Below are 25,426 nucleotides of genomic sequence, written 5' to 3'. Positions count from 1 at the left end.
TTACTTGCGCAGGCCGTAGCGTTCCTTGCCGGCGGATTCGTATTTGTCCCCGGCTTCCCAGAAGGGCGCCGTGGGGCGGTTGGCGATCAGGCGGGCGGCCAGGGTGTAGATCTGGCAGTACCGCTGCAGGTAATCCAGGTCTACGGTTTCCGGGTTATCGGAAACCTGGTGGTAGTACTTCGCGATGGTATCGTCGAAGCCCGTCATACCCGGGGAGAACGTAAGGGCGGGGATGCCCTTGACGGCGAAGTTTACGTTGTCCGACCGGTCAAAGAGGCCCTGTTCCGGCGCGGGGTTGGCAATGACGGAAGCCCCGAAGGCGGAAGCCGCGGCCTCAATCTGGGGATCGATGCCCGTGCGTCCCATACCGATTACCGCCACGGCGGAGGTATCGTTGTAGCCGGCTCCATCGGTGTTGAAGTTGAAAATGGTTTGTTCCAGGGGAACGAGCGGATGCTCGGCGTAGTATTTGCTGCCCAGCAATCCTATTTCCTCCCCGGTAACCGCCAGTACCACGATGGACCGCTCGGGCGGGTGCTGGGCAAAGGCGCGGGCAGCCGCGAGCAGGCTTACCGTTCCGAATGCGTTGTCACGGGCTCCGTTGAAGATGCTGTCCTCGGCCGAGTAGTATCCCCCACCCTGGCTGCCTACACCCACGTGGTCGAAGTGGGCGGTCATCAGGACGTACTCGTCCGCCAGCTCAGGATTGCTGCCACGGAGGATGCCCCCCACGTTCCGACTGCCCAGGTCGCGGATGCGCATTCCGGTGCTGCTGAGGGCCCCGGATAGGCCGCCGGGGGCGGATTGCAGGCTGGCCACCGTCGCATCGGGCAGGCGGATGAAGCCGTATGGAATGGTCGCCTGGCTTCCATCCTCCGTCATGGTCATACGCTCACCGCCCAGGTAACTCTTGAAGCTGCCCCAGGGGAAAGGAAGGGTGAAGAGCTCGAAGATGCCGGCCGCTCCGGCCTCCGCCGCCATGGCGGCTTTCGCTTCCATGCCGCGGAATACGGCCTGCTGGCTCTGGTCACCGGGGATACCGGGCCGGGTGATTACGATCTTCCCCTTGACGTCCAGGTTCGCGTAGTCGTTGTGATCGTTGGCGGGGTCCACCCACCCGAAGTTGGCGAACACCACCTGACCGCTTGCCTGGGCCTCCGGGCCGCGGATTACGAGCAACTCCTCTCCATTACGGTAGGTATCGCCACCGATGGTCAGTTCGGCGCGCTCCGGGGCGTTGACTACCCGCAGGGGTACTTCCTGAAAGTAGCTGCTGTCCGCAGCGTTGATCGGATCGTAGCCGTAAGCCCTGAGTTGGGCAGCGATATACTCCGCCGCCACTTCGTTGCCCACCGATCCCGTCCGGCGACCCTGCAGGTAATCGGAAGCCAGGAAGTACAGCTGTCCCGCCAGTTCGTGGCGGTTGAAGGAAAATTCAGGGAGGGAGCGGTCGATCTGCCCTGCGGCACCCTGCTGGGCACCGAGGCCGAACGAACAGAGTAGCAGCAGGAGGAGGGTATTCTTCATGGCGTAAAAGTAATGGATTACCGCCTATATGAAACCCCGGGACTGCGGGCAGGCCGACCGCCTCCGTCGCTTAGCTGACCAGTTCCTCGAAGGCCTCGGCAACCTCGCGGTAGACGATTTCCCCGCGGACGATGTTAAGGCCGGCTTTCAGTCCGGCGTTCTCCTCCGTGGCCCGCTCCCAGCCTTTCTCGGCGATCTGCAGCAGGTAGGGGAAGGTAGCGTTCGTCAGGGCCAGGGTACTGGTGAAGGGTACCGCTCCGGGCATATTCGCCACGCAGTAGTGGATGACGCCGTCGATCACGTAGGTGGGATCCTCGTGGGTGGTGGGGTGACAGGTTTCGATGCAGCCGCCCTGGTCTACCGCCACGTCGATCACTACCGTACCGTCGCGCATTTCGGTGAGCATCTGCCGGGTGATGAGGTTCGGGGCCTTGCCACCGGGAATGAGTACCGCGCCGATGATCAGGTCCGTACGGGGCAGTTCCCGGCGGATGTTGTACTCGCTGCTGAAGACGAGGGTAACGTTCGGAGGCAGGACGTTGGCCAGGTAGCGGAGCCGGTCGAGGTTGATGTCCATCAGGGTCACGTTCGCGTGGAGGCCGGCGGCCATCTTGGCAGCTTCGGTGCCTACGACCCCGGCACCCAGGATCAGCACGCGGGCGGGAGGCACACCGGGCACGCCGCCCAGCAGGATGCCGCGGCCGCCGGCGGGTTTCTCCAGGTACTTGGCTCCTTCCTGTACCGACATCCGGCCGGCTACTTCGCTCATGGGGATGAGCAGGGGAAGTCCACCGTTGGGTCCTTCAACGGTTTCGTAAGCCAGGCAGACGGCCTTGCTCTTGATCATGGCCTCGGTGAGCGGGCGGGAGCTGGCGAAGTGGAAGTAAGTGAAAACCAGCTGATTCTCGCGGATCAGTGCGTACTCCGATTCAATGGGCTCCTTCACCTTGACGATGGTTTCGGCCTGGGCGTAGACCGACTCGATATCGGGCAGGATTTGGGCGCCGGCCTCTACGTATTCTTCGTCGGTGTAGCCGCTGTTGGTTCCGGCGCTGGTTTGCACGAGCACCGTGTGGCCACGGCGGACGAGCTCCAGGGTGCCACCCGGGGTAAGGGCGACGCGGTTTTCGTTGTTTTTAATCTCTTTGGGACATCCAATGATCATCGGGGTGGTGGTTTTAACGAACGATGGTTAAAGTAGGGTGAGGGTTAGGGGCGGGCGACCAGCGCAAGCTGTCCGCGGCCGTTGACGGCCAGACGCGTGATGTCGTCAAAGCCATAGAAGGTCAGGTCGACCACCTGCCGCCAGCCCTTTTCGGCCGCGGCGGGGTTCAGGCGGTAGAGCTTGCTGCCGGAACCGGCCAGGTAGCTGCCATCGCTCAGGACAACGAAATCCTCCGTGGCGTCGGGCATCTCTCCCACCACCGTGGCACTTTCGTTGAGTTGGTACAGGTTCTTTTCCATCAGCCGCCAGGGCGTGGCGGATTTGTCCACGTACACTAGGTTGCCATTGGGCAGGCGGGTGAAGGTACGGCCGGTGTTGGTCGCCAGGGTGCGGGGGGCGTCGCCGGTGGCGGAGGCCAGCACCAGCCGGTTGGGGTTCTCGACCAGGAAGAGGGCCAGTTGGCTGTTGTTGAGCCATTCGTAGTACCCTACTCCGGCGGCGGTGCCCGGGAGGGGTTGGCCATTGTCGGAGCGGTCGAGGGGGAAATCCCACAACCGCAGGATGGTATCCCGGCCAATCATTTCTTGGCGGACGGCCGAGAAGCGGCCGGTGGCGAACCGCTTTTTGGGACTGTATTCCCCGGAGGCGGTCTGGGTAAGGCGGGTACGGGTACCGGCAGCCAGGTCGAAGAGGTATACGTCGGGCTGAGCCATGTCCGGCGTCATCACCGAGGCGAACAACTGCTGGTCCCCAGCCCAGTTGGGGTGGTTGTTGTAGCCGTTCGGGTTAAAGGCCGTCAGGTAGCGGGGATTGGTCAGGGTAACCGCCGTATCCTTCACCTGCAGGTCGAAGACGTACAGCTGGGTAGCCGGGGCCTGGGCGGAAAGATCACCCAGCCAGGGCAGCAGGAAAAACAAGCCGGTAAGCAGACGGAACATGGCGGTTATTTATCAAAAGTGAGCCAAAGATAGCGTAACCGATCACTCGGAGCCGAGCAAATCGGACATGGTAAAGATTCCCCGTTTGCCAATGATCCAGGCGGCGGCCGACAGGGCCCCGCGGGCGAACCCTTCCCGTGATTTGGCGGTGTGGGTGAGCTCGATGGTATCGACGGCAGAAGTGAAGGTCAGCCGGTGGGTTCCCGGCACATCGGGCTCGCGGTAGGACTCGATGGGTACCGCACCCGGAGGAAACTGGGAGGCAATCTTTTCCTGGAGCGTGAGCGCCGTACCCGAGGGGGCATCCAGCTTCTCGGTGTGGTGAATTTCCTCGATCCGGGCGGTATAGCCTTCGTGGGCCAGCTTGCGCGCCATCTGCCGGGCGGCGGAGAAGAATACGTTCACCCCGATGCTGAAATTCGAGGCGTAGAAGAGTGCCCCTCCGGCCCGCTCCACCCGCAGGCGGACGGCGGGGAGCTGGTCGAGCCAGCCGGTGGTACCGACCACGATGGGTACGCCGGCGGCAAGGGCCAGGTCGATATTGGCCACCGCCGCGTCGGGGCGGGAGAATTCGATGGCGACGTCGGCCGCCGCCAGGTCGGAGGCGCCTATCTGTTCGCGATTGTCCTCGTCCACGCGGAGGACGACCTGGTGACCGGCCTGCAGGGCCAGTTGTTCAATGTAACGGCCCATCTTGCCGTAGCCAAGCAATACGATTTTCATGAAATGTGGTTAAACCAGCGACAGCACGCCGCTGAGGGGAATGGGTAGCCAGGCGGGCCGGCTGTTGAGTTCGTAAGCTACTTCGTACACCGCTTTCTCCAGGATGAACAGTTCCAGCAGGGCCCGGCGGTCACCTTCTTCAGGCGGAAGGAAGGATGCGTCGCCGCACTCCGCGAAGTAGGCGTCAAGGTAGGCTTGGGAGACGACTTGGTACCAGTACTCAGCGCGGTCGGCCAGCTGGCGGCCGGTGTAGCGTTCGGGATTGAGGAGCAGCTGCCCCTGGGCGGCGTAGTGGAAGGAACGCACCATGCCCCCTACATCCTTGAGGGGCGGCCGTTTGCGACGACGCTCAGGAATGCTGAGCAGCGGCTCTCCCTCGAAGTCAATGATGTAGAAATCGGTGTCCGTATAAAGCACCTGTCCGAGGTGGTAATCCCCGTGGATGCGCGTCAGTTGGGCCTCCATTTCCCGGTCCCGAAGTCCGCTGAGTCGCGCATTCAATTCCTGGTGGACGGAGAGAACCCGGCGGGCCAGCACCTGGGTGGTGGGCGGCAGGGACTTCAGTTTCTCGGCCAGCTGAGCGAACTGCCGGTCGAGCAGCCGCAGGGCGGCGTCGGAGATTTCCTTGCGGTAGGATGCCGTCAGCGATTCCGGCTGCAGGTCGGGGCGGTCGGGGCCTGCCGATGCCAGGGCCTTGTGCATCTGGGCGGTACGGGTACCCAGCAACCGCGCGCGGCCGAGGGTTTCCGCGTCCACCTCCTGCTCCTCTCCGGCGAAGTAGCGCTCCGTCAGTTGCTGAAACAGCTCCCAGGCGTCGCCCCGGTTGTCGACCTTGCCGCTCATCAGGCCCAGGTTCAGGTAGCCCTCGTCGTCCATTCGTCCTACCCCGAGGCAGCCGCCATAGGGCGGACAGTGGTCAAATCCGGCGTGTTCGGACAGAAAGCGCACCAGCTCCAGGTCGGGGTTCAGCCCGGGATCAAGCTTGCGAAACAGCTTGAAGAAAAAGGAGTCATTATAAATGATTGCCGTGTTGCTGGTATCGATGGCGGGTACCACGCTGTCAGCGGTCGCGGGGCCGTCGCGCAGCACCTTGCCGGCTTCGGCGCACAGCCCACCGGCCAGGGATTCTTCCTCCCGCATAAGGGTATAGAGCCGGTCGCGGAAATCCTTCCGCGCCACAGCGTCCACCAGCATGCCCGTTCCGGTAATTTCTCCGAGGATGAGCCCGGGATGATGCTGCTGGTACTGAGTGCGCAGGTCACGGTTCGTATTTAGGGCCAACGGCATCTGGTAGCGTTCGCGGGATCCGTCGCTGAAATCAACATCGATGAGTACGATGCCCCCGTCGGCCTGAATGGGATATACGCCGGCGATGCTGCAGGTTTCAATATGCTTGCCCTTGCTGGTGAACCACCGCTGCTGGGGGAGGTAGCCGGGCAGAAGCACGGTGGTGAGGGCTTCCCGGAAGTCGGAATCCTGAAAAAGGGTACTGAAGACGGTGTCTGCTGGCATATTTTTTCTGATAGGTAGGGTGTTCGTATAGCGTCCTGGCTCAGCCATTGTTTACCGGCACCCGCGCGCGCCGTCCGGGGTTTGGCCCTTTCAGCCGGCAAAATGAGAAATTAACCGCCAACGGCCGAGGATAATGGGCCGGACATGGCCGGCTTTACACCCCGCAGGCGGAACCAGCGGTAGCCGAAGGAGCCCAGGCGCACGGTGTACTTTCCATTCTCACCGGGCGCTATTTCGTGGGGCTCGACTAGGTCGACCAGTGGCGTGTCCTGCTCGTGCTGCAGGTCCAGGTCGATGACCACGGGGCTGCTGAGGAAGTTGTGGGCCGTAACCACTTCCACGTCGCGGTAACAATAGGACATGGCGAGCACCGACTTGTGGCCCACGTCCAGGATCTTCCAGTCGCCGTACCCGATTTCCGGGCATTCCTTGCGCAGGCGCACCATTCGCTTGGTCCAGCTGAGCAGGCTGTTGGGTTCCCGGGCCTGCCGCTCCACGTTGAGGGCCTGGTAATGGTAGGGGCCCTCGTCGATGACCGGATGGACCAGGTCCTTCCCCGCGGCGGCACTGAAACCTGCATTGGTTTCGTCGCTCCACTGCATCGGGGTGCGTACGGCATCGCGCTCCTTCAGGCTCAGGTCATCTCCCATTCCGATTTCGTCGCCGTAGCGGAGCACTGGGGTGCCGGGCAGGGCAAACACCAGGCTGTAAGCCAGTTCAATGCGAGCCCGCTCACCCAGCATGGGGGCCAGGCGACGGCGGATCCCGCGATCGTACAGTTGCATTTCCTTCTCGGGCCCGAAGTGCTCAAACACCAGCTGCCGTTGCTCCTCAGAAAGCCGCCCCAGGTCGAGCTCATCGTGATTGCGCAGGAAGTTGGCCCACTGCGCCATGGGGTGGATGCCGGCCGTTTCCTGCAGCGCTTCCGCCAGGTGGGTACAGTCGCCACTGGCCAGGGCGTAGAAGAGGAACTGATTGACGTAGAAGTTAAACATCATGTGCAATCCCCCCCCCTGCTCGCCGAAATACTTCTTGGCTTCTTCCGGCGCGATATTGGCTTCCCCCAACAGCACCGCGCTACCCTTTCGCCACTGCAGGAAGCGGCGCATATCCTCCAGGTAGTCGAAGCGGATTTCCCGGTTGCCATTGCTGCCCGGCTCCTGGGTTTCCAGCACGAAAGGCACGGCATCCACCCGGAAGCCGGTCACCCCCAGCGAAAGATAGTAACCGATGATGCGGTGGATCTCTTCCCTCACCGCCGGGTTCGCCAGGTTCAGGTCGGGCTGAAAATCATAAAAGCGGTGGAAGTAGTACGCCTTGGCTTTCTTGTCGCGCGTCCAGGTCTCCTCCTGCACGCCGGGAAAGATCACGCCCTCGTCCCAGTCGTCGGGCTTTTTCTTCGACCACACGTACCAGTCGTGGTAGCGGGCGTCCTCCCCCTGCCGGGCGTTCTGGAACCAGGGGTGCTGGTCGCTGGTGTGGTTGACCACCAGGTCGATGATCACCTTGATGCCGAGGTTGTTGGCCTGGGCGAGGAATTCGGCGAAGTCACCGCTGCTTCCGTGGCGGGGATCCACCCCGTAATAATCCTGGATGTCGTAGCCGTTGTCGCGGTTGGGGGTGGGCTGGAAGGGGGCCAGCCAAATCACGTCGACTCCGAGGGAGTGGAGGTATTCCAGCCGGCGGGTGAGGCCCCGGAAGTCCCCCACCCCATCACCGTTGCCGTCCATGAAGGTTTCCAGGTCAAGGCTGTAGATGATGGCGTTCTTATACCAAAATTCATCGATCATGCGCGCAAGGCTTTTCAGGGTTACGGTGGCGGATGCAGTGCGCCACCCGCGGTAATGACGCAAGGGGCGGGGCGGATGTTTTGCCGAACAATGACGGCCGCCGCGGAGTACAACAGCAAATTACTACCCTATGGCCGCGTTCGGTTACCAAATTTCCCAAGAGCAATTCACCCCCCGCCGCCTGCTGGAGCTGGCCAAACAGGCCGAAGCCGCCGGTTTTGATGAGCTGGCTTCCTCCGACCACCTCTTTCCCTGGAGCCACGCACAGGGCCAAAGCGGCTTTACCTGGTCTTGGCTCGGTTCCGCCCTGGAAGCCACCAGCCTGCCCTGCGGCGTGGTCAACTGCCCCAACGAACGCTACCACCCCGTGATCATCGCCCAGGCCGTTGCCACCCTCTGTCAGATGTACCCCGGCCGCTTCTGGCCGTCCTTCGGCAGTGGAGAATTCCTCAACGAGCACATCACCGGCAACCACTGGCCCGACAAGGCCGCCAGGAACCGCAAGCTCGCCGAATCCGTAAGCGTCATGCGCCGCCTCTGGGCCGGCGAGCAGTTCACCCACCGCGGGGAGTTCATCACCGCCGAGGACGTGCAGCTCTTCACCCTCCCCGAAGAGCCCCCGGTAGCCATCGGCTGCGCCATCACCGCCACCACGGCCGCCGACATTGCCGCCTGGGCCGACGGGCTCTACACCGTCTGGCAGCCCCACAACAAACTGGACGACGTGATCGACGCCTTCCGCAGCAACGGTGGTGAAGGCAAGCCGATCTACCTGAAAGTCGACCTCTGCTGCGCCCCCACCCGCGAAGAAGCGATCGAACTGGCCCACGCCCAGTGGCGCACCAACGTCGGCACGTCGGCCGTCCACGGAGAGCTGCGCACCCCGGAACAGTTTGAGGCCGCCAGCCAGTTCATCGGTCCCCGGGAGGTAGCAGAATCCATCCGCATCAGCGTGGACCCGGATGAGCACGTCGAATTGCTGAAAAAGGACCTTGCGCTGGGCGTGGACAAGATCGTCCTCCACAATGTGGGGCTGAACCAGGATTACTTCCTGAAATTCTACGGCGAGCAGGTGCTGCCGAAACTGCGCTAAGACCCGCTTATCGCTGGTTGTAGGCCCGCAGGAGACCGTACATCTCGTTTATGTCGTAGCGGTCACCGGGGAAGACCCAGTTGCGGCGGTCGCGGGTCTGCACCAGCAGGATTTTCTGGTCGACGTTGCTGCCCCGCCCTACGGCCTCCAGCCGTACGCTGTTCAGGCTGGGCAGCGGCATCTCCTCCCCTTCAATGACGAAAGCATCGGGGCCGATGGAAACGTCGGGGTATTTGTACATCGTCCAGAAGCTTCCCAGAAAGGCCATCAGGAACAACAAGGCACCGAAGTAGGCCAGCATGGGCAGCAATACCCGCTGCCGGGGGTCCTGGTGGCCGGAGCGGCTGGCCCGGTACGCCAGGTAGACCATGACCAGGAAGCCGGCCCCGCACCCCACGAGAGTGGCGTAGAGGTCCATCCGGTCCGGCGTAAAGTGGTGAATGTCCATTATCGTCCGTTTTCCGGGGTGGAGCGACTCAGGAGGTTGTCCATCACCTCACCCAGTTGCTCGGCGCTGATGCGCTTGCTGATGATCTTCTTGTCCTTGTCCAGCAGGAAGATGGCCGGGGTCGACTTGATGTCGTAGTCCTTGTAGAACCGCTGGTAGGGGTCGGCCACCTGCACCCAGTCGCCGGTCTTTTGTTCGTCCACGTAGTCCCAGCATTCCCCCAGCTCCTCGATGCCCTTGGTGCAGACGCTGAAGATGGTCACTCCCCGGTCTTTGTAGTTCTCGTAGAATTCCTTCATGTGGGGGGTCGACTTCTTGCAGGCCGGGCAGTCGTAGCGCCAGAAATACAGTACGGTGTAGTCGGAATCCACCCCATAGAGGGTGGTATCGTTGCCGGCGCGGGTGACCATTTTCAGGTCAGGGGCCTGCTTGCCGATAAGCAGGGGCTTGAGCCGGTCGGCGGTTTCCACCATCTTGCCCACCTGCTCCTCGTCGGCCCAGTAGGCCTTGCCGCTGCGGTAGTAGTTGTCGACCAGGTGGACGTAGAGGGCGTCCATACCGACGATATTGCTCGAGGCCGCCTCATTGGTGTAGTGCACCACGAAGTATTTGAAGGCTTCGGACAGGGGGTCCATCCGGCCGAGTACCTGGTCGATCGCGGCGGCCAGGGTGTCCGGATGTTTCACCTGCAGGGTGTTGATGAAGTAGTCTACCCGCTGAAAGAGGAAGGGTGTGCGGACGAGCCGCACGTCGTCCAGGTCCAGTCCGTCAAAATAGTGCTCCTGCATCCACCGCCACTGCCGGGTACGGCGGGCTTCCTCGTCTTCCATTTCCGGGTAGTCGGGGGGAATAACCGGCTGGTTGCTCCGGATGATGGCCGATACGAAAGCTTCCGGGTGCTCCGCCACTACCGCTTGCTGGTGGGCGGTCACCCGTTCGTTGAGGACCTCCATTTTCTGGCGGGCCTGGGCGGCGAGCGCGGGTGCCAGGGTGGAATCCGCCAGCCGGGCCTGCAGCTCCGACCCCTCCCGCTGCCGGGCGGCCAGAAACGCCAGGTAGTCGTAGAACAGTTCGTTTTCCCGGCTGCCTTCCGCCCTTACTTCACCCAGGGCGTCGACGCTGGTGGAAAGACTGAATTCCTGATCACCGTCCGTCCCGATGAGGAACTGGAAGTAGTTGTTGTCGGGAGCCAATACCACCAGGTAGATGCCGGGATTCAGGACCGCAGAATCTCCGGTAAAGACAAAGCGGCCGTCGTCGTTGCGGTAGGCCGTATCTACGATGTACTGTTTGTCCATGAGGTAGTACCCCAGGGTCATGAGTTCCTCCTCGTAGCCCTCCACGTCAACGGTAATCCGGTAAGCATCCTGCTGGGCGACCAGCTGTACCGACAGGGAGGAAAGGAAGAGGAAAGTGAGAAAGCGTAGCAGCATTACGTGTCGTTAGATTCCGCAAAGGTAACGCACACCCCGCGGCCGGCGGTATGTCCGCCCGCAGCCCCAACGAACACGGCCTCCGGGGCTTTCGTTGCAAAAATGTCCGCCCGTCCGGACGCATCCGCAAACCACTAACGAACAGAACAGCATGAGAACCTTCACCAGCTTCCGCGGCATTACCCCCGAAAACGCCCGCTACCGCAACAGCGATCACCTTTTCGACCTGGAGCGGCAACGCCTGTACGGCAACCAGACCATCGACAACGACTACGAACTGACCATCCCCGGTGCCAACATTACCGAGGTGGACGAGGAGAACCGTGGCGGCTACCTCATCGAATTGGCGGCCCCCGGTTACGACCGCGAGGATTTCGACATCAGCGTGCACAAGGACATCCTGACCATCAAGGGAGAGCTACACGAAAGCCGCCAACGCCCCCACCACTCCTTCAGCCGCCGCGAGCACAACTACCATACCTTCAGCCGCAGTTTCACCCTGCCGGAATCCACCGATGAGGAAAACATCACCGCGGCCTACCGCAACGGCATTCTGGAAGTCTTCGTCCCCGTCATGAAACCCGTGGAGCAGAGCCAGACGCCCCGCCGCATTGAGATCGGCTCCTGATCTATCCTAAGGAATTGTAATAGCGCAGCGACTCCAGGATGATTTCCGGGGTCGCTGTTGCGTTTACCACCGCCTGCCCCGGCCGATCGAGCAGGGTGAAGTTGATCTCCGTGCCTTCGTTTTTCTTGTCCTGCCGCATCAGGTCCAGCATGGCGGGGAAGCCGGCTTCGGGCAGCGGCTGGTGGCCGTATACCTCCAGGCAGTAGCCGGTGATCGCCTCCAGGTCCTCACCACTCAGCGATTGCTGGCGGTGGCTGATGAAGGATTCGGTGATCATGCCCACCGCGACGGCTTCCCCGTGCAGCAGACGGTGGTCGCCGGCCAGCAGGTAGCTTTCCACGGCGTGGCCGATGGTGTGGCCGAAGTTGAGCGCCTTGCGCAGTCCGCGCTCGTGGGGGTCTTCTTCCACGATCTCCCGCTTGATGTTGACGCTGTGGGCGATAAGCGCTTCCCAGCTGACGGTTGATAGCTCGGTAATTCCACGTAGCTCCTCCCACTGCCCCGCGTCGGCGATGAGCGCGTGCTTGATCACCTCGGCATAGCCGGACCGCAGTTCCCGCGGCGGCAGGGTTTCCAGAAAGGCGGGATCGATCCACACCGCCTGGGGGTTGGCGAACACCCCGATGCTGTTCTTCACTTCGTGGTAATCGATTCCCAGTTTGCCGCCCACGCTGGCGTCCACCTGACTGAGCAGCGTGGTGGGCAGTTGCACGAAGTCGATGCCCCGCTTGAAGGTAGCGGCGGCGAAGCCGCCCATATCCCCGATGACGCCGCCGCCGAGGTTCAGACAGCACCACCGGCGCCCTACCCCGGCCCGGAACATTTCCTGCCAGATGTTTTCACAGGTGGACAGCGTCTTGTGGCGCTCACCCGCTGGCACCCGGACCAGGGTGATGGGGGTGCCGGCCGGCCGCAGCAGGGGCTCCAGCCGGGGCCAGCAGTGCTTTTCGGTTTCTTCGTCGACGATCACCACCCAGCCGGCGTACCGGCGGCTCACCAGCCACTGCAGGTGATTTTCGTCGAGGGCAGCAATACGGATGTCGTAGTCTTGACTGACGGTGAGGGTCATAGGCGGGAAGCCGGCTTACCAGCGCTTGCCGATTTGCACGTTGATGAACAGGTTGAGGAACAGGGGGCTGTTGCTGACGCCGGGAGTAAGGTCACTCTCGATCATGAGGTCGGTATTCCCCAGGAAGTACTCGGCCATGATGCCGGCTTCCAGGCTTTTGGCCGTCTCGTCGAAGGCCCCGAAACCAAAGTGGGTGGCAAACTTGGCGTGCACTCCGGGACGCACCCCTACTTCTTCCAGGCCGACCGTCCAGGCGCTGGCCCCGAATACGTTCACCTGGTTGTTGAGAAAGACGTCGGCGTTTTCTCCGTTGTAACGCACGTCCACCGGTGCGGCATCAGCCCGCTCAATCTCGAGGTAGTAGGGCTTGATGAGCCCCAGGGAGGGGCCGAATTCGTAAGAGTACCCCACCGCCACGCCGCGCTCTGGCGCCTTTTCCGACAGAAAGCGCTTCATGCCGAAGCCCAGCCGCAGGGCGTAGAGCTGGTTCTGCTTGCCGAAGACGTAAGCCCGACTCACGCGGTTACTCACCACGTTGACCCGGTCGGGATTTTCCCGCCGCTCCCGGCTGTGGCGGATATCGCCGAAGGTCAGGGTCCAGAAACGAGTGCGGTCGAAGGAGATAAGTTTGCCGGAGCGTACCCCGACCATAAAGTTGCGGGGGGTGGCGATGGCCACGTTGAAGGTCAGCTCGTGGTCGTAGATCAAGCCGAGGGGCGAAGCGTCGTAGATATTCCGGTCGCCGGGCAGCTGCTGTTGGGCCGCAAGCCCGAGAGCCGAGACAATGAAGCAGCAGGTGAGAATAATGCGGTACATGAGCGGAATATATAGCGAAGGTACAGCATTCCGGGGGGCTTTGTTGCCGGAGCTTACCTTTAGAGCTTGTTTGGGTTTTGCTTTTCTGATCGAAAGCGAGGCACTTTTTGGGTGGCCGAGGCGCTGGAGGTGGATCGTAGCCACGCTACGAAGCCATTTCCAGCAACGAAGGACAGGCGAAAAGGGACCGGTTGCAGGTCGAATGGTAAAGCCCAAACAAGCTCTTACCGCTTGTTTGGATCACCAATTGTCGCCTGTCTTGACCCCCACCCCCGAAATCCGGGTAAGGACCACCATCCGCCACCCCCGCCTGCGCTACGTGCTCCAACTGCTCGGCGACGACCTGGGATACCGCTTTTTATTCGAGAACGATCGTTCCGTCTTCCCCACCGCTCCGCCCCGCTACCGGATCGGCTACGGCGGCGAGGGGCCCCACGCCCTGCCCCACCACCCCCTGCTCGTTGGCCGGGCCCCGGCACCCGTGGACCTCGCCCCTACCCTGCGTCCCGATGGCCTGCCCACCTTCTTTGCTACCCCCCGCGGCCCCGATCTGCTGGCCTGCATATTCTTCGCCGTAAGCCGCTACGAAGAGTACCAGCCCTTCACGCCCGACCGCCACGGACGCTTCACCGCCGCCCAGTCCCACGCCGGCCGCCACGGCTACCTTCACCGGCCGGTGGTCCGGGAATGGAGTGCCCTGCTCGGCCAGCAGTTGAGGGAATGGTTCCCCGACCTTCCGCCACCGCGGGAACGCGAGCTGGAGCTGCGCCCTACCTACGACATTGACCTGTTGTGGGCCTGGCACCACCGGGGCTGGCGGGGAATGGCGGGAGGCCTGCGCGACCTGCTGCGCGGACAGTGGCAACGGGCGGTTTCCCGCTGGCGCTCCCTCCCCGAAAACGACCCCTACAATACCATCGGCCAACTGGAGGACCTGCACCGGCGGTTGGGACTTACGGCCACCTACTTCTGGCTGGTGGCCCGCCCCGGATGCCGTCAGGATACCAACCCTTTTCCCATCCCCGCTACCCAGCGCGCGGTGATGCAAGAGCTGGAATCCTCGGCCCGCCAGGGCCTTCACCCCGGGTACCGCAGCAGCGAGCATCCTGAATTATTGGCCAAGGAAAAGCAACTGATCGCGGAACTGCTGGAGCGAGAAGTCGAGAGCAGCCGCCAACACTTCCTGCGCCTGCGCCTGCCCCACACCTACCGCCAACTGGAGGAACACGGCCTGCGGGAAGACCACAGCATGGGGTACAGCGACGATGTGGGCTGGCGCGCCGGCACGAACCTCCCCTTCCCCTGGTATGACCTGGAAAGGGAGCGCGCCACCCGGCTCATCATCCACCCCTTTGCGGCCATGGACGTGACCCTGAAACAGTACCTGGGATTGTCGGGCGCGGACGCGGGTGCCAGGATCCGGGACCTGGCCCGTCACCTCCTTCCTTACGGCGGCCCGTTTCCCCTGTTGTGGCACAACAGCAGCTTCGCCGCGGCGTACGGCTGGGAGGATGGGTGGGACCACTATGCCACTACGCTGACTGAATTACTGGCGGATGGGGCCGTGCCCTGGCGCCCGGACTAGTCCAGATCGAACAGGTCCTTCACCCCGGGATAGCGCACGACGTTGAAGCCTTCGGCCAGGTCATAGCCCGCTTCACGACCGAAGGTGCGGGCCTTGGCGTGGAGGAAATCCATGAAGTCCTTACCGCTGATGGGCGTCTTGGGCTCGCCGGCGTAGGCACTTGGCAACTGGTCGTTGAACTGGGAGGCGTAGCAGGCGATGGCTTCCATCTTGCGAGCATGGTAGGCCGTTATGTCGACGACGAAATCCGGCTGCCGGTTGCGGTCCTGGATGTAGTGGTAGACGGCGCGGGGCCGCCAGTGCTGTTGTTTGCCGCCCTGGAGGTCCGTGGTTTCGATTTTCTGCAACCCGCTGTAGTAGCAGGCGTCGGCCACCAGCCGGGCGCTGCGCCCATGGTCGGGATGGCGGTCGGAGAGGGCATTGGCGAGCACGATATCGGGCTGGCAGTAGCGGATGGCGGTGATCAGCTTGCGGACCGAGTCCTCGTCGGCGGTGAGGAAGCCATCGGGCAGGTCGAGGTTCTCGCGGAACTTGGCCCCCAGCTTTTTGGCGGCGGCGTAGGCTTCCCGGGCGCGGATCTCGGGGGTACCCCGGGTGCCCAGCTCGCCCCGCGTCAGGTCGACCAGACCAAAGGAATATCCCAGATCGGCGTGGTGGAGCAAGGTGCCGGCACAACTGAGCTCGATGTCGTCGGGGTGCACGCCAATGGCGAGGATATCTACTTTCATAAAGGGCTTCGTGATTCGGAGTTGAGTAGGACTAACCCCTCAGGTGGGCTGGGGTTTAATCCCCGGAAAAACGGGGCCATGCGGGGCCGGTACGGGGATTTACCCCGGCCCCTGGCGCGGCTACGAACTTCGCCGTCCAACACCGAGTTATAGTCCGAACATTACTCACACGATGCGTAAAGCTTTTGCCCACTGGACCGCTTTTATGGCGGCCGCCCTGTTTCTCACTCAATGCGCCAATTACCGGCTCCACGAAGCGGAAATAGAAGACCTTACCTCCGACGAAGCCCCCTCCGGGACGCTGCAGTATTCCACCTTCCTGGTGGGCGACCTGGGCTACGATTATTCCCAGGGACTCACCACCCTGGAGGCGATGATCGACCAGATGCCCCAGGGGAAAAAGAAAAGCTCCCTGCTGCTGCTGGGTGATATTGTAGGCAAGGACGGGCTAAAGAAGAACGCCGACGAGGAAGACCTTGCCTATCTGGACCAACTCATCAGCCGGCTACAGCGTGTGCCCGGACCGGTCTACTACACCCCAGGGGAGAACGAAATCGGGGGTGACGGCCAGTTCAGCCGCCTGGCCCGGCTGGAGGAGTATATCAAGGACCACAGCGAGAAGGACATCCGCTTCATGCCCAACAATGCCTGTTCGGGCCCCGACGACAAGGAGCTGTTCGACCGCGTCGGGCTCATTGGCATCAATACGGCCTGGTACCTGGCCGACTGGAACCGCGACGAAGAAGTCAGCGAAGGCTGTGACTTCACGAACCGCGATGCCATGACTTTCGCCCTGGCCGATGAGATCAAGGGATACCGCGACCAGGTGAAGATCGTGATGATGCACCACCCCCTCCAGTCCAACGGCAACCGGGGCGGGCAGTACAGCCTGCGTCAGCACATTTTCCCCTTGGCGGACGTCATTCCCGGCGCCTACGTACCCCTGCCCATCCTAGGCAGCGTGGTGCGACTGATCCAGGGCGTCGGCGGGGGCAGCAACGACCTGCACAGCCTACGGTACCAGCAGTTCATCCGCAAGGTGGAGGCTGGCATCGACGACGAGACGAACGTGATCTTCGTAAGCGGCCACGAGCATAACATGATGCTCAACCACGAGGACGAATACATCAACATAGTGGCCGGCTCTGGCAGCACCCGCGGCCCGGCCCGCCCCGGCAACGACGCCAACTACGTACACGGCGCGGTGGGCTTCAGCCGGCTGGATTTCTTCGACGACGGCTCAATCTACGTAGGATTCTACACTGTGGATGAAGAGGGCAAGCAGGAGCGCACCTTTTACCGTCGCATCATCAAGGATCGCTTCGCTCCTCAGGACGTCGGAGTGGACGCAGTTCCCGCCGAAACCGTTAACAACGACACGGTACGCGCGTCCATTTACGCTGGTGACTCCACGGAGGTCGCCTTTAAGAACAAGGCCACTTTCGGGCGCCACTACCGCCCCCTTTACTACCAGCCCGTGGCCGTTCCGGTGGTCATGATCGACACCCTGTTCGGGGGCTTGAAACCCTACCGCCGCGGGGGTGGAATGACGACCATGAGCCTCCATACGGAAGGCAACGACGGCCACCTCTACCAGCTGCGCTCGGTCCGTAAGAACCCGGCCCAGCTGCTGCCCAGCCTGTTGGAAAATAGCTTTGCGGCCGACCTGGCCAAGGACCAGTTTACGGCCATTCACCCCTACGCCCCCCTGGCCCTGCCCCCCCTGCAGGAGAAACTCGGCCTCCTGGGTGCCGACCCACTATTGTACTACATCCCCAAACAGCCCGCGCTGGGGAGTTTCAACACCAACTTCGGGGGAGAAATGTACTGGGTGGAGCAGCGTCCCGATGAAGATTGGAGCGGCACCCGCTTTTTTGGCGGCAGCAAAAAGATCATCAGCAACAGCGATATGCGCGAAGCCCTGCGCGACGACTGGAAGAACTACGCCGACCAGCGCAATTACGCCCGGGCGCGGCTGTTCGACCTGCTGATCGGTGACTGGGACCGCCACCGCGACCAGTGGCGCTGGGCCGCCTTCGAGGAAGATGACGGCCGCACACGGTACGTTCCCGTAGGCCGCGACCGCGACCAGGTGTTCAGCAATTTCGACGGTGGACTGCTCGGAGTGGCCCGCATCTTCGTTCCCGAAGCCCGCAAACTTCGCCCCTTCACCGCCGACCTGGACAACGCCACCTGGCGGGCCCTGAACGGCAAATGGAACGACCGGGTCTTCCTGAACGCCATCACGCGGGAAGAGATGTTGGCCGAGGCACGATTCATCCAGCAGAACCTCAGCGAGGAGGCCATAGATTCCGCCCTGCAGCGTATGCCCCCGGAAGTACTCGAATACAGCCTTGGGCAGCACGACATCGGTGGTAAACTCAAGTCGCGACTCCAGCAACTGGACCGCTTCGCCGGTGAGTACTACGCTACCCTGGCCGAGCGCGTCAATGTTATGGGTACGGGACAGGACGACGTATTTCGCCTCGAAGGGCTCGAGAACGGACACCTCCTCGTGCAGGTATTTGATGCGGACAGCGACGGAGAGGCCGACGAACGCTACTATGAGCGTACTTTCTATCCGAATGAAACCGAAGAGGTGGTGCTTTACGGACTCGACGGGGACGACCGTTTTATCCTATCCGGTCAGTCCAGCCGCATCAACCTGCGGATTGTTGGAGGGACGGACAATGATGTAGTCCTGGCGGAAGGGAAGCTGGTCGCCCGCGTCTACGACGAAAAAGAAAGCATGGAACTAGAGGGGCGGACCAGTCGACTCAAGGACCGGCGCAGCGACAACCACCCCGACCTGAATACCTACGACTTTGAAGGATACTACCCCAGCTACACCATCCCGGTCCCCTCCCTGGGCTTCAACGTGGACGATGGCTTTTTCATCGGCGGTGGCCTGACGCGGACGATCACCGGCTGGAAGCCCGATCCCTACGCCCAGCGTCACAGCATCCTGGGCACTTACAGCACCAACGAATTCTACAAATTCCGCTACGACGGTGAGATCAATGACCTGTTCCGCCGCCGCAACGACCTGACCGTGGCGGCCCACTACTACAGCCCCGGTTACGTGGCCAACTTCTTCGGCCTGGGCAACCAGGGCGTGGGGCAGCCCGATGACGACGAGCTGGACGAACTGGAAATTACCGAGGACCAGGTACTGGAATACAACCGTGCCCGCCGGGAAGAGATATACCTCAATCCCATGTTGCGGATGCGGGGCGAGCGCAACCGCTTCAGTTTCTCCGTCGGTCCCTTCTACCACCGTTATGAGCTCGACGACGCTCCGGATTTTACCCTGATCGCCAATACTGAAGCCATTGACCCGGCGGTTTTCGACCGGCAGTCGTTCGCGGGCCTGGCCGCCTCCATCAGCTCCAATAACCTTGCCGTGCCACTGATGGCCGACAACGGATTGAAGTATGAACTCTTCGCCCGCCACAGCTGGAACCTCGACATGTCGGAAATGCAGACCACCAAATACGGCGGCCACCTGACCTTCTACCGCATGCTGACGAAGGCGATCAATTTCGCCACCCGCGTCGGGGTCGAATTCAATACCGGCGACCCGCTGTTCTATCAGCTGGCGTCCATGGGAGGGCGGTCCAACTACCGGGCCGCGCGGGTAGACCGCTACCTCGGCAATAACCTGGTGTACCAGAACCTCGACCTGCGCTTCATGGGCTTCGGCTTCGGCAAGGGTGAGGTACCCACCGTTGGCGGCTTCATCCTTGGCCTTGACCACGGCCGGGTATGGCTGGACGGAGAAGACAGCAGCACCTGGCACGTCGGCTACGGCGGTGGGGTCTGGATTGCTCCCCTGGGCGCGACTATCCTCAGCCTGACGTACTTTATGGACAGCGAGAGTGGCCGACTCAACTTTGCCGCCGGATTCCCCTTCTAAACCCACCACTATGAATAAGCTATGGGAAAAACCCAATCTAATCAGCGTGGTCATTCTGCTGATCGTCCTGGGCATCGGAATCACCTACGTGATGATCACCGTAAATCAGCGCCCGGAAACGGAAAGCTTTACGGTGGACGATGACTACTTCTTCCCCTATAATTTTGATCGCCTGGACCGGGTCGTCAAGCTCCCTTCCGAGCTCAACGAGATCAGTGGGCTCTGTGCCGGTTTCAATCCGAATGAGCTATTCGCCATTCAGGATGAAGAGGGTGAGTTGTTCCTGGTCAACAGCGTTTCGGGGAAGACCATCAACCGCGTCCGCTTCGACAAGAACCGGGACTATGAAGGCATCACCCGCCGCGACCGGGAGATTTACGTCCTGGAGACCGACGGAGACATCCACCAGTTTACCTATCAGGATTCCCTCAGCGATATTCCGGCTACCAAGCTCGAAACCGACTTCAGCTACCGCAACGATACGGAGGGCATCTGCTACGACCCGGTGACCAATTCTCTCCTGATCGTCCCCAAGGAACAGGAGCTGAACCCGGCAGCCGACAACGAAAGCCGACGCGGCATCTACACCTTCGACCTTGCCACCAAACGGCTGAACCCCCAGCCTACCTACTACATCGACCAGCTTCAGGTTGGGCAGATTGTTTTCGGCTCCAACCGGGAGTACATCATCAAGCCCAGCGGCATTGCCGTCGACCCCTTTACCAACGATATCTTTGTGATCTCCTCGGTGGGTAATATCCTGGTGGTGATCGACCGCGACAGCCAGATCAAACACGTGGAACTCCTGGAAAAGGCTACGTTCACCCAGCCCGAAGGCATTACCTTTTCCGAAACCGGAGAACTTTACATCAGCAGCGAAGGCCGGGGCGGACGCGGCATCGTAGCTACACTTACCCGAATGCAACCCCCTACCAATGAGCAGTGATCAGAACGCGGAAGTAGAGGAAAAGAAGAAGACCATCTTTTCCGAGGCCCGGGAATACGTCCGCAGCCGCTTTAACGAAGGACTGGAACCCATCTACCTCTTCCACAACTTCGCCTACGCCGAGGAAATCGCCGACAAGGCCGCCGAACTGGCCGAGGACGCGGAACTGGACGCCGCCACCGCCGAGCGACTGCAACTCGCCGGACTATTCTACCCGCTCGGCTATATCGGCGGCCCAAAGAACTTCACCAAGCGGTCGGCCGAAGAACTGACCACCTTCGCCAGCCAGCAAGGTTACGATGTAGGAGACGCACCGGCCTGGATTACGGCCGTCCCCGAGGCCAACGCCAAAAGCGACCGCCTGGTCCGCCTGCTCCACGATGCGGTGTGGAACTGGCTGGGCCGGAAGCGCTACGAAAGGAGGGCCGAACTCCTGCAACTGGAACGGGAAGCAATCGACAGTAAAAAGGGCGGGCCCGTCGTCTTCGGACAGGAGATGCAGGACTTCCTGCTCAAGTTCAATTACCTCACCGACGAAGGGAAACGGGAGTTTGACGCCCGCCGCCGCAAGAATGTCAGCACCCAGCAGAGCAACAACTACAAGATTCAGCAGAAGGAGGTCAAGGCCAAGACCGGCAAGAACTTCGGCCGCGGCATCGATACCATGTACCGGACCGCCTTCCGCAACCACATCAACCTGAGCCGGATCGCCGACGACAAGGCGAACATGATGATCTCCATCAACACCATCATCCTCTCCATCCTGATCGCCGTATCCGGTGCCGGACTCAGCTTTTTCGAGGAGTTGGTTTTCAATAGTCCGGAGTTCCTCGCCCCCATCATCATCCTCCTGATGAGCTCCCTTACCGCCGTCATCTTCGCCGTGTTCTCCGCCCGCCCGAAGGTGACCGAGTACCGCATCAAAAAGCGCAAGCTGATGCAGAGCAAGGAGGCAAGCCTGCTCTACTTTGGCAACTTCCTGAAGATCGAGAAATCCGATTTCATCAAGTATATGTCGGAAATGAAGATGGACCAGGACAGCCTCTACGACGACCTGGCGCGCGACCTCTACGACCTCGGCCAGGTGCTGCACCGCAAGTACCTGCTGCTGACCATCAGTTACAATACCTTCATTGGCGGGCTGGCCCTGGCCGTCCTGGCCTTCCTGACGGTCTACATCTGGAACCTGACCAATATGCAGTAACGGCGGCCGATATCTGGCCCCCGGATGTTAATCCAGTACCTGCAGCTTGGCGAACTTGAGCATGATGCGCTTCTCGGGCTGGGGCAGGTCGCTGAAGTGAATGGTGGCGATGCGGTTGTCGCTGCCACCGTCGACGTGAAGTACCTTGCCTTCCCCGAATTTCAGGTGCAGCACCTTGCGGCCAGCCTCCACTTCCCCCGGTGCACTGGGCTGGAAGGTTGCGGGATCGACCCGCGGTTCGGCAAAGCGGGCGGTGCCCCGACGGGTGCGCGGTGCTACTCCGGTAACCCGGGCCCGGTGTTCCCGTTGCCGGGCCACTTTGTCGTATTCGTGATCGGCACTGCGCGGGTTGGTGGAAGTGCTCTCCACCGCATCGGCCGGCACCTCGGCCAGGAAACGGCTGGGCTCGTTCATCACCATCTTCCCATAGCGGTAGCGGGTGTTGGCGTAGCTCAGGGTGAGGTATAACTCGGCCCGGGTGATGGCTACGTAGAACAGTCGCCGCTCCTCGTCCAGCCCGTCGGTGCTGTCCATGCTCATCCAGCTGGGGAACAATTTCTCCTCCAGGCCGACGACGAAAATGGACTTGTACTCCAGGCCCTTGGCGGCGTGGACGGACATCAGGGTGACCACATCCCCGTTCTGGTTCTCTTCGTTGCTGTCGAAGTCGGTCAGCAGGGCAATGTTCTGCAGGTAGGTGGCCAGCGACTTGTCGGGCAGGGTATCGGTATCGATGACGGTATCCTCCTCGACGAACGATTTGATGCCGTCCAGCAGGGCCTCGTGGTTCTCTAGCCGGCCCATCCCTTCGATACTTTTGTCGTTGCGCAGCAGGTCCGTCAAACCGGAGCCCTTGGCGATCAGGTCGGCCAGCTCGTAGGCGTTGGCGGTATTCACCTTGGCCTGGGCTTCCTCGATGATGTGGATGTAGCCGTCGGCCGCGTGGCGCGTACGCTTGGGCAGGGCCACGTGCTTCAGGGCCTCGAAAAGGGTGATATTCTGCTGCCGGGCCAGGTCGGCTACCTTGGCCAGACTGGTGCCGCCGATGCCGCGCTTCGGGTAGTTGATCGACCGCCGGAAAGCTTCCTCATCGTTCGGGTTGACCACCATGCGCAGGTAGGCGATCAGGTCCTTCACTTCCTTGCGTTGGTAGAAGCTCAGCCCCCCGTACACCCGGTAGGCGATGTTGAACCGCCGCAGGTATTCTTCAAAGATCCTCGACTGGCTGTTCGTTCGGTACAGAATGGCGATGTCGCTGTTCTGCAGGTGGTAGCGGTTCTTCTGCTCCAGAATGGTATCCGCCACCCGGCGCCCTTCCTCGTTGTCGTCGACCGCCTTGATGATGCGGATCTTGTCCCCTACCCCCTTGTCGCTCCAGATTTCCTTCTGGATCTGCCGCTTGTTGTAACTGATGACGGCGTTGGCGGTGTTGACGATGTTTTCCGTCGAGCGGTAGTTCTGCTCCAGTTTAAAGGTCTGGATGCCGTGCTGTCCGAAATCGTTCTCGAAATCCAGGATGTTCTGAATCGTCGCCCCCCGAAAGGCGTAGATCGACTGGGCGTCGTCGCCAACCACGCAGATGTTGCGGGGGCTGTTGGGGTACTGTACCAGTCGTTTGATGATGGCGTACTGCAGGGTGTTCGTATCCTGGAACTCGTCCACCAGCACGTACTTGAACTTCTCGCGGTACTTCTGTACCACCTCCGGGTGGTTCTGGAGCAGTTCGTAGAGGCGGAACAGCAGGTCGTCGAAGTCCATGGCACCGGCCTGCTTGCAGCGGGCTACGTATGCGGCGTAGATTTTGTGGACGAGGGGCATGTTGGCCATCTTGTCCTGGGCCAGCAACTCCTCGTTTCTTTCGTACAACTTCGGCGTGATGAGGCTGCTTTTCGCCGAACTGATCCGGTTCTTGATGGCGTTGGCCTGGTATACCTGCTTGTCGAGGTTCATCTCCCGGATGATGGAGCCGAGCAGGCTCTTCGTATCGTCGGTATCGTATATGGTGAAGTTGCTGGGGTAGCCGATGTGCTGGGCCTCCACCCGCAGGATGCGTGCAAAGAGGCTGTGGAAGGTTCCCGCCCAGATGTAGCTCGCCCTTTTGCCCACGACCTTTTCGATACGCTCCTTCATCTCCCGGGCCGCCTTGTTCGTGAAGGTCAGGGCCAGGATCTCCCAGGGCGCTGTGCCTTGCTCGATGATGTAGGCAATGCGGAAGGTCAGAACCCGGGTCTTTCCCGATCCGGGGCCGGCAACCACCAGCACGGGACCATCGGTAGTAGTGACCGCCTGCCGTTGAACCTCGTTGAGCGATTCAAGGTAGCTGCTGTTGGATGGATCGGGCATGGGTGTAGTTTTGAGCGGGCCGCCAAGATAAGCAACAATTTGTTTGGGAGCAGCCACGGGAAGTAAAGAAAGGGCAATCACTCCCCTTTCCCGGCACCGGCGTTCAGCGGCAAAACACGAAGGTTATACGCTGGTGGGCAGCACCTCGTCCGGGTCGGAGGGTAACCATTTGCCATGCAGCCGTAGCGTACGCTCGATCACGTCCCGGACGGCCCCTGCGCCTCCGTCGCGGTTGCTTACGTACTTCGAAATGGACAGGATTTCCGGACAGGCGTCGCGGGGGCAGGCGGGAAATCCGACCAGCCGCATGACCTCATAATCGGGCACGTCGTCGCCCATGAAGAGCACGTTCTCGTCGTTCAGTTCGTACAGCTCCATGAACTCCCGGTAGGCTTCCACCTTGTCCTGCACGCCGTAGTATATATCCACCACGCCAAGGCCCTGCAGCCGGGAAACTACGCCCTGACTCTTCCCCCCCGTAATGACGCACACTTGGTAACCCACCTCGAGCGCCCGCTTGATGGCGTACCCGTCCCTGACGTTCATTTGCCGCAGCAGGTTACCATCCTCCAATACAATCAATTGGGAATTGGTGAGCACCCCGTCAACGTCGAAGATGAAGGTGGTTACGTCGGCGAAGCGTTCCAGTTCGTTCATTTACAGTTCGTAAGTACGGCAGTACGATATTACGGGCAGTACGATAGTATAATAGTAGGTTGATTCGGTGTCAGAGCCTCCGGAAAATCAATGTAGTGTATTCAGAAGTTGATAGTCTGACCTCAAATTACTGCTCTAGTGCATAAAAGGATCAAACACTCCTAGGGTCATACTGCGAGACTGCCGTACTGAGTGACTGCCGTACTACTGATTCTCCCGCCATTCGTACACCCACTTGGCCTGAATCTGCTCCAGGTGCTCTTCGGTAGATTGCTCGCGGGTACCGGTGAATTGAGGGATTTCCAGGATCCAGTCGAGCAGGTCGGTGAAGCGGATGCGGTAGATCTTGTCCTGCCCGAAGTCGTCGCCGAAGCGGTCGTAGAGGGCGATGGCAATATCCTCGTGGTCGGCCCAGCCGAAGGGGAAATCGTCGAAGTCTTTAAAGCTCATAGGTATTTACTATTTACAAACGTCCGGTTACCATTTACAATTCGCCTGCGGTACAGACCGATGGACACCAATTGCAAATGGTACATCCGTAAATGGTAAAGGGGAAAGGTTAGTGTTCGTGGCCGATGATGCGGCTCTGGTCGGGGATTTCCACCTCGATCACCGCGTCCTCGTCGAGGATCACGGCCTGGCATCCCAGCCGGCTTTCGATGCGGGGATTAATGGCGCGGTCGATGAAGTCCTCTTCCTTGTCGCTGATCTCCTCCAGGGCATCTTCTCCGCTGAGGACGTAGACGTGGCAGGTAGAACAAGCGCATACCTCACCGCAGTTGTGGTTGAGGTGGATGCCGTTCTCCTCCGTAACCTCGAGGATGCTCATGTCGGTCTCGACGTTCTCCACCGTTTTCGGCGCGATTTTCTTGTCTTCGAAGGTGAATTTTACGGTAGCCATCGGG

General features: G+C 61.1%; 21 protein-coding genes. 6 read left to right on the top strand and 15 right to left on the bottom strand.

What is annotated here, in order from left to right:
• The 6 genes from CGL56_RS08920 to CGL56_RS08895 form a co-directional block, all read right to left on the bottom strand.
• Complete coding sequence (locus tag CGL56_RS08920; RefSeq protein WP_099106196.1) at nt 1-1,527, bottom strand: M28 family peptidase; 1,527 nt, start codon at nt 1,525-1,527, stop codon at nt 1-3.
• A 70-nt stretch (nt 1,528-1,597) separates the two neighbouring features.
• Nucleotides 1,598-2,692: an alanine dehydrogenase gene (gene ald, locus CGL56_RS08915; RefSeq protein WP_099106195.1), complete on the bottom strand. Its 1,095-nt coding sequence runs from the start codon at nt 2,690-2,692 to the stop codon at nt 1,598-1,600.
• A gap of 44 nt (nt 2,693-2,736) precedes the next feature.
• A complete protein-coding gene (locus CGL56_RS08910) occupies nt 2,737-3,630 on the bottom strand; it encodes a hypothetical protein (protein WP_099106194.1) in 894 nt (297 codons plus the stop codon).
• A 42-nt stretch (nt 3,631-3,672) separates the two neighbouring features.
• Nucleotides 3,673-4,353 (bottom strand): 4-hydroxy-tetrahydrodipicolinate reductase, encoded by a 681-nt coding sequence (locus CGL56_RS08905; protein WP_099106193.1) that lies wholly within the window; start codon nt 4,351-4,353, stop codon nt 3,673-3,675.
• Nucleotides 4,354-4,362: 9 nt separating this feature from the next.
• A complete protein-coding gene (locus CGL56_RS08900) occupies nt 4,363-5,865 on the bottom strand; it encodes a putative maltokinase (RefSeq protein ID WP_167641575.1) in 1,503 nt (500 codons plus the stop codon).
• Between the two features lie 110 nt (nt 5,866-5,975).
• On the bottom strand, nt 5,976-7,655 hold the full coding sequence (locus tag CGL56_RS08895) for an alpha-amylase family protein (RefSeq protein ID WP_099106191.1): 1,680 nt from the start codon (nt 7,653-7,655) through the stop codon (nt 5,976-5,978).
• Nucleotides 7,656-7,785: 130 nt separating this feature from the next.
• On the opposite strand from CGL56_RS08895, the gene CGL56_RS08890 reads away from it, so the two are divergent.
• A complete protein-coding gene (locus CGL56_RS08890; RefSeq protein WP_099106190.1) occupies nt 7,786-8,748 on the top strand; it encodes a TIGR03885 family FMN-dependent LLM class oxidoreductase in 963 nt (320 codons plus the stop codon).
• 7 nt (nt 8,749-8,755) lie between these two features.
• Here the strand turns inward: CGL56_RS08890 and CGL56_RS08885 are convergent, their stop codons facing one another.
• The gene (locus CGL56_RS08885) at nt 8,756-9,196 is read right to left on the bottom strand and encodes a hypothetical protein (RefSeq protein ID WP_099106189.1); all 441 of its coding nucleotides are present in this window, start codon (nt 9,194-9,196) and stop codon (nt 8,756-8,758) included.
• Nucleotides 9,196-10,629: a redoxin domain-containing protein gene (locus CGL56_RS08880; RefSeq protein ID WP_099106188.1), complete on the bottom strand. Its 1,434-nt coding sequence runs from the start codon at nt 10,627-10,629 to the stop codon at nt 9,196-9,198. Before CGL56_RS08880 ends, CGL56_RS08885 begins: the two co-directional genes overlap by 1 nt.
• Nucleotides 10,630-10,780: 151 nt before the next feature.
• Here CGL56_RS08880 and CGL56_RS08875 point away from each other — a divergent pair, with 151 nt between their 5' ends.
• Nucleotides 10,781-11,257 (top strand): Hsp20/alpha crystallin family protein, encoded by a 477-nt coding sequence (locus CGL56_RS08875; RefSeq protein ID WP_099106187.1) that lies wholly within the window; start codon nt 10,781-10,783, stop codon nt 11,255-11,257.
• Nucleotide 11,258: 1 nt separating this feature from the next.
• Here CGL56_RS08875 and aroB read toward each other — a convergent pair whose 3' ends face one another.
• Both aroB and CGL56_RS08865 read right to left on the bottom strand, forming a co-directional pair.
• Nucleotides 11,259-12,326 (bottom strand): 3-dehydroquinate synthase, encoded by a 1,068-nt coding sequence (aroB, locus tag CGL56_RS08870; protein ID WP_099106186.1) that lies wholly within the window; start codon nt 12,324-12,326, stop codon nt 11,259-11,261.
• Between the two features lie 15 nt (nt 12,327-12,341).
• Nucleotides 12,342-13,142: a hypothetical protein gene (locus tag CGL56_RS08865; RefSeq protein WP_099106185.1), complete on the bottom strand. Its 801-nt coding sequence runs from the start codon at nt 13,140-13,142 to the stop codon at nt 12,342-12,344.
• 259 nt (nt 13,143-13,401) lie between these two features.
• On the opposite strand from CGL56_RS08865, the gene CGL56_RS08860 reads away from it, so the two are divergent.
• Nucleotides 13,402-14,727 carry a polysaccharide deacetylase family protein gene (locus CGL56_RS08860; protein WP_099106184.1) on the top strand — a complete coding sequence of 442 codons (1,326 nt, stop codon included), beginning with the start codon at nt 13,402-13,404 and terminating at the stop codon, nt 14,725-14,727.
• On the opposite strand, the gene bshB1 is transcribed toward CGL56_RS08860, so the two are convergent.
• On the bottom strand, nt 14,724-15,455 hold the full coding sequence (bshB1, locus tag CGL56_RS08855; RefSeq protein ID WP_099106183.1) for a bacillithiol biosynthesis deacetylase BshB1: 732 nt from the start codon (nt 15,453-15,455) through the stop codon (nt 14,724-14,726). The two genes, CGL56_RS08860 and bshB1, sit on opposite strands and share 4 nt — an antisense overlap.
• A 172-nt stretch (nt 15,456-15,627) precedes the next feature.
• On the opposite strand from bshB1, the gene CGL56_RS08850 reads away from it, so the two are divergent.
• The 3 genes from CGL56_RS08850 to CGL56_RS08840 are packed head-to-tail and all read left to right on the top strand — an operon-like array spanning nt 15,628 to nt 21,521.
• Entirely contained in the window at nt 15,628-19,371 is a 3,744-nt protein-coding gene (locus tag CGL56_RS08850; protein WP_099106182.1) for a metallophosphoesterase, read from the top strand.
• A 10-nt stretch (nt 19,372-19,381) separates the two neighbouring features.
• Nucleotides 19,382-20,317, top strand: a complete 936-nt coding sequence (locus CGL56_RS08845) for an SdiA-regulated domain-containing protein (protein WP_099106181.1) — start codon at nt 19,382-19,384, stop codon at nt 20,315-20,317.
• Nucleotides 20,307-21,521, top strand: a complete 1,215-nt coding sequence (locus CGL56_RS08840; protein WP_099106180.1) for a Pycsar system effector family protein — start codon at nt 20,307-20,309, stop codon at nt 21,519-21,521. Before CGL56_RS08845 ends, CGL56_RS08840 begins: the two co-directional genes overlap by 11 nt.
• 27 nt (nt 21,522-21,548) lie before the next feature.
• Here the strand turns inward: CGL56_RS08840 and CGL56_RS08835 are convergent, their stop codons facing one another.
• The 4 genes from CGL56_RS08835 to CGL56_RS08820 form a co-directional block, all read right to left on the bottom strand.
• Entirely contained in the window at nt 21,549-23,864 is a 2,316-nt protein-coding gene (locus tag CGL56_RS08835; RefSeq protein WP_099106179.1) for an ATP-dependent helicase, read from the bottom strand.
• 123 nt (nt 23,865-23,987) lie between these two features.
• Entirely contained in the window at nt 23,988-24,521 is a 534-nt protein-coding gene (locus tag CGL56_RS08830; protein WP_099106178.1) for a KdsC family phosphatase, read from the bottom strand.
• Between the two features lie 204 nt (nt 24,522-24,725).
• Complete coding sequence (gene iscX, locus CGL56_RS08825; RefSeq protein WP_099106177.1) at nt 24,726-24,971, bottom strand: Fe-S cluster assembly protein IscX; 246 nt, start codon at nt 24,969-24,971, stop codon at nt 24,726-24,728.
• A 109-nt stretch (nt 24,972-25,080) separates the two neighbouring features.
• The gene (locus CGL56_RS08820) at nt 25,081-25,422 is read right to left on the bottom strand and encodes a 2Fe-2S iron-sulfur cluster-binding protein (RefSeq protein ID WP_099106176.1); all 342 of its coding nucleotides are present in this window, start codon (nt 25,420-25,422) and stop codon (nt 25,081-25,083) included.
• Between the last annotated feature and the right edge of the window lie 4 nt (nt 25,423-25,426).

The sequence above is a fragment of the Neolewinella marina genome (assembly GCF_002631205.1).
GTDB lineage: Bacteria > Bacteroidota > Bacteroidia > Chitinophagales > Saprospiraceae > Neolewinella > Neolewinella marina.
Note: the sequence above shows the minus strand (reverse complement) of the source record. Positions and strands in the feature narration are given on the sequence as shown.

Excerpts from the sequence above, each read along its gene's own strand:
- iscX (WP_099106177.1), bottom strand. The coding sequence starts at position 24,971 with ATGAGCTTTAAAGACTTCGACGATTTCCCCTTCGGCTGGGCCGACCAC.
- CGL56_RS08850 (WP_099106182.1), top strand. The coding sequence starts at position 15,628 with ATGCGTAAAGCTTTTGCCCACTGGACCGCTTTTATGGCGGCCGCCCTG.
- CGL56_RS08905 (WP_099106193.1), bottom strand. The coding sequence starts at position 4,353 with ATGAAAATCGTATTGCTTGGCTACGGCAAGATGGGCCGTTACATTGAA.
- CGL56_RS08895 (WP_099106191.1), bottom strand. The coding sequence starts at position 7,655 with ATGATCGATGAATTTTGGTATAAGAACGCCATCATCTACAGCCTTGAC.
- CGL56_RS08865 (WP_099106185.1), bottom strand. The coding sequence starts at position 13,142 with ATGTACCGCATTATTCTCACCTGCTGCTTCATTGTCTCGGCTCTCGGG.
- CGL56_RS08880 (WP_099106188.1), bottom strand. The coding sequence starts at position 10,629 with ATGCTGCTACGCTTTCTCACTTTCCTCTTCCTTTCCTCCCTGTCGGTA.
- CGL56_RS08820 (WP_099106176.1), bottom strand. The coding sequence starts at position 25,422 with ATGGCTACCGTAAAATTCACCTTCGAAGACAAGAAAATCGCGCCGAAA.
- CGL56_RS08920 (WP_099106196.1), bottom strand. The coding sequence starts at position 1,527 with ATGAAGAATACCCTCCTCCTGCTGCTACTCTGTTCGTTCGGCCTCGGT.
- CGL56_RS08910 (WP_099106194.1), bottom strand. The coding sequence starts at position 3,630 with ATGTTCCGTCTGCTTACCGGCTTGTTTTTCCTGCTGCCCTGGCTGGGT.
- CGL56_RS08830 (WP_099106178.1), bottom strand. The coding sequence starts at position 24,521 with ATGAACGAACTGGAACGCTTCGCCGACGTAACCACCTTCATCTTCGAC.
- aroB (WP_099106186.1), bottom strand. The coding sequence starts at position 12,326 with ATGACCCTCACCGTCAGTCAAGACTACGACATCCGTATTGCTGCCCTC.
- CGL56_RS08845 (WP_099106181.1), top strand. The coding sequence starts at position 19,382 with ATGAATAAGCTATGGGAAAAACCCAATCTAATCAGCGTGGTCATTCTG.
- CGL56_RS08835 (WP_099106179.1), bottom strand. The coding sequence starts at position 23,864 with ATGCCCGATCCATCCAACAGCAGCTACCTTGAATCGCTCAACGAGGTT.
- bshB1 (WP_099106183.1), bottom strand. The coding sequence starts at position 15,455 with ATGAAAGTAGATATCCTCGCCATTGGCGTGCACCCCGACGACATCGAG.
- ald (WP_099106195.1), bottom strand. The coding sequence starts at position 2,692 with ATGATCATTGGATGTCCCAAAGAGATTAAAAACAACGAAAACCGCGTC.
- CGL56_RS08875 (WP_099106187.1), top strand. The coding sequence starts at position 10,781 with ATGAGAACCTTCACCAGCTTCCGCGGCATTACCCCCGAAAACGCCCGC.
- CGL56_RS08900 (WP_167641575.1), bottom strand. The coding sequence starts at position 5,865 with ATGCCAGCAGACACCGTCTTCAGTACCCTTTTTCAGGATTCCGACTTC.
- CGL56_RS08885 (WP_099106189.1), bottom strand. The coding sequence starts at position 9,196 with ATGGACATTCACCACTTTACGCCGGACCGGATGGACCTCTACGCCACT.
- CGL56_RS08840 (WP_099106180.1), top strand. The coding sequence starts at position 20,307 with ATGAGCAGTGATCAGAACGCGGAAGTAGAGGAAAAGAAGAAGACCATC.
- CGL56_RS08890 (WP_099106190.1), top strand. The coding sequence starts at position 7,786 with ATGGCCGCGTTCGGTTACCAAATTTCCCAAGAGCAATTCACCCCCCGC.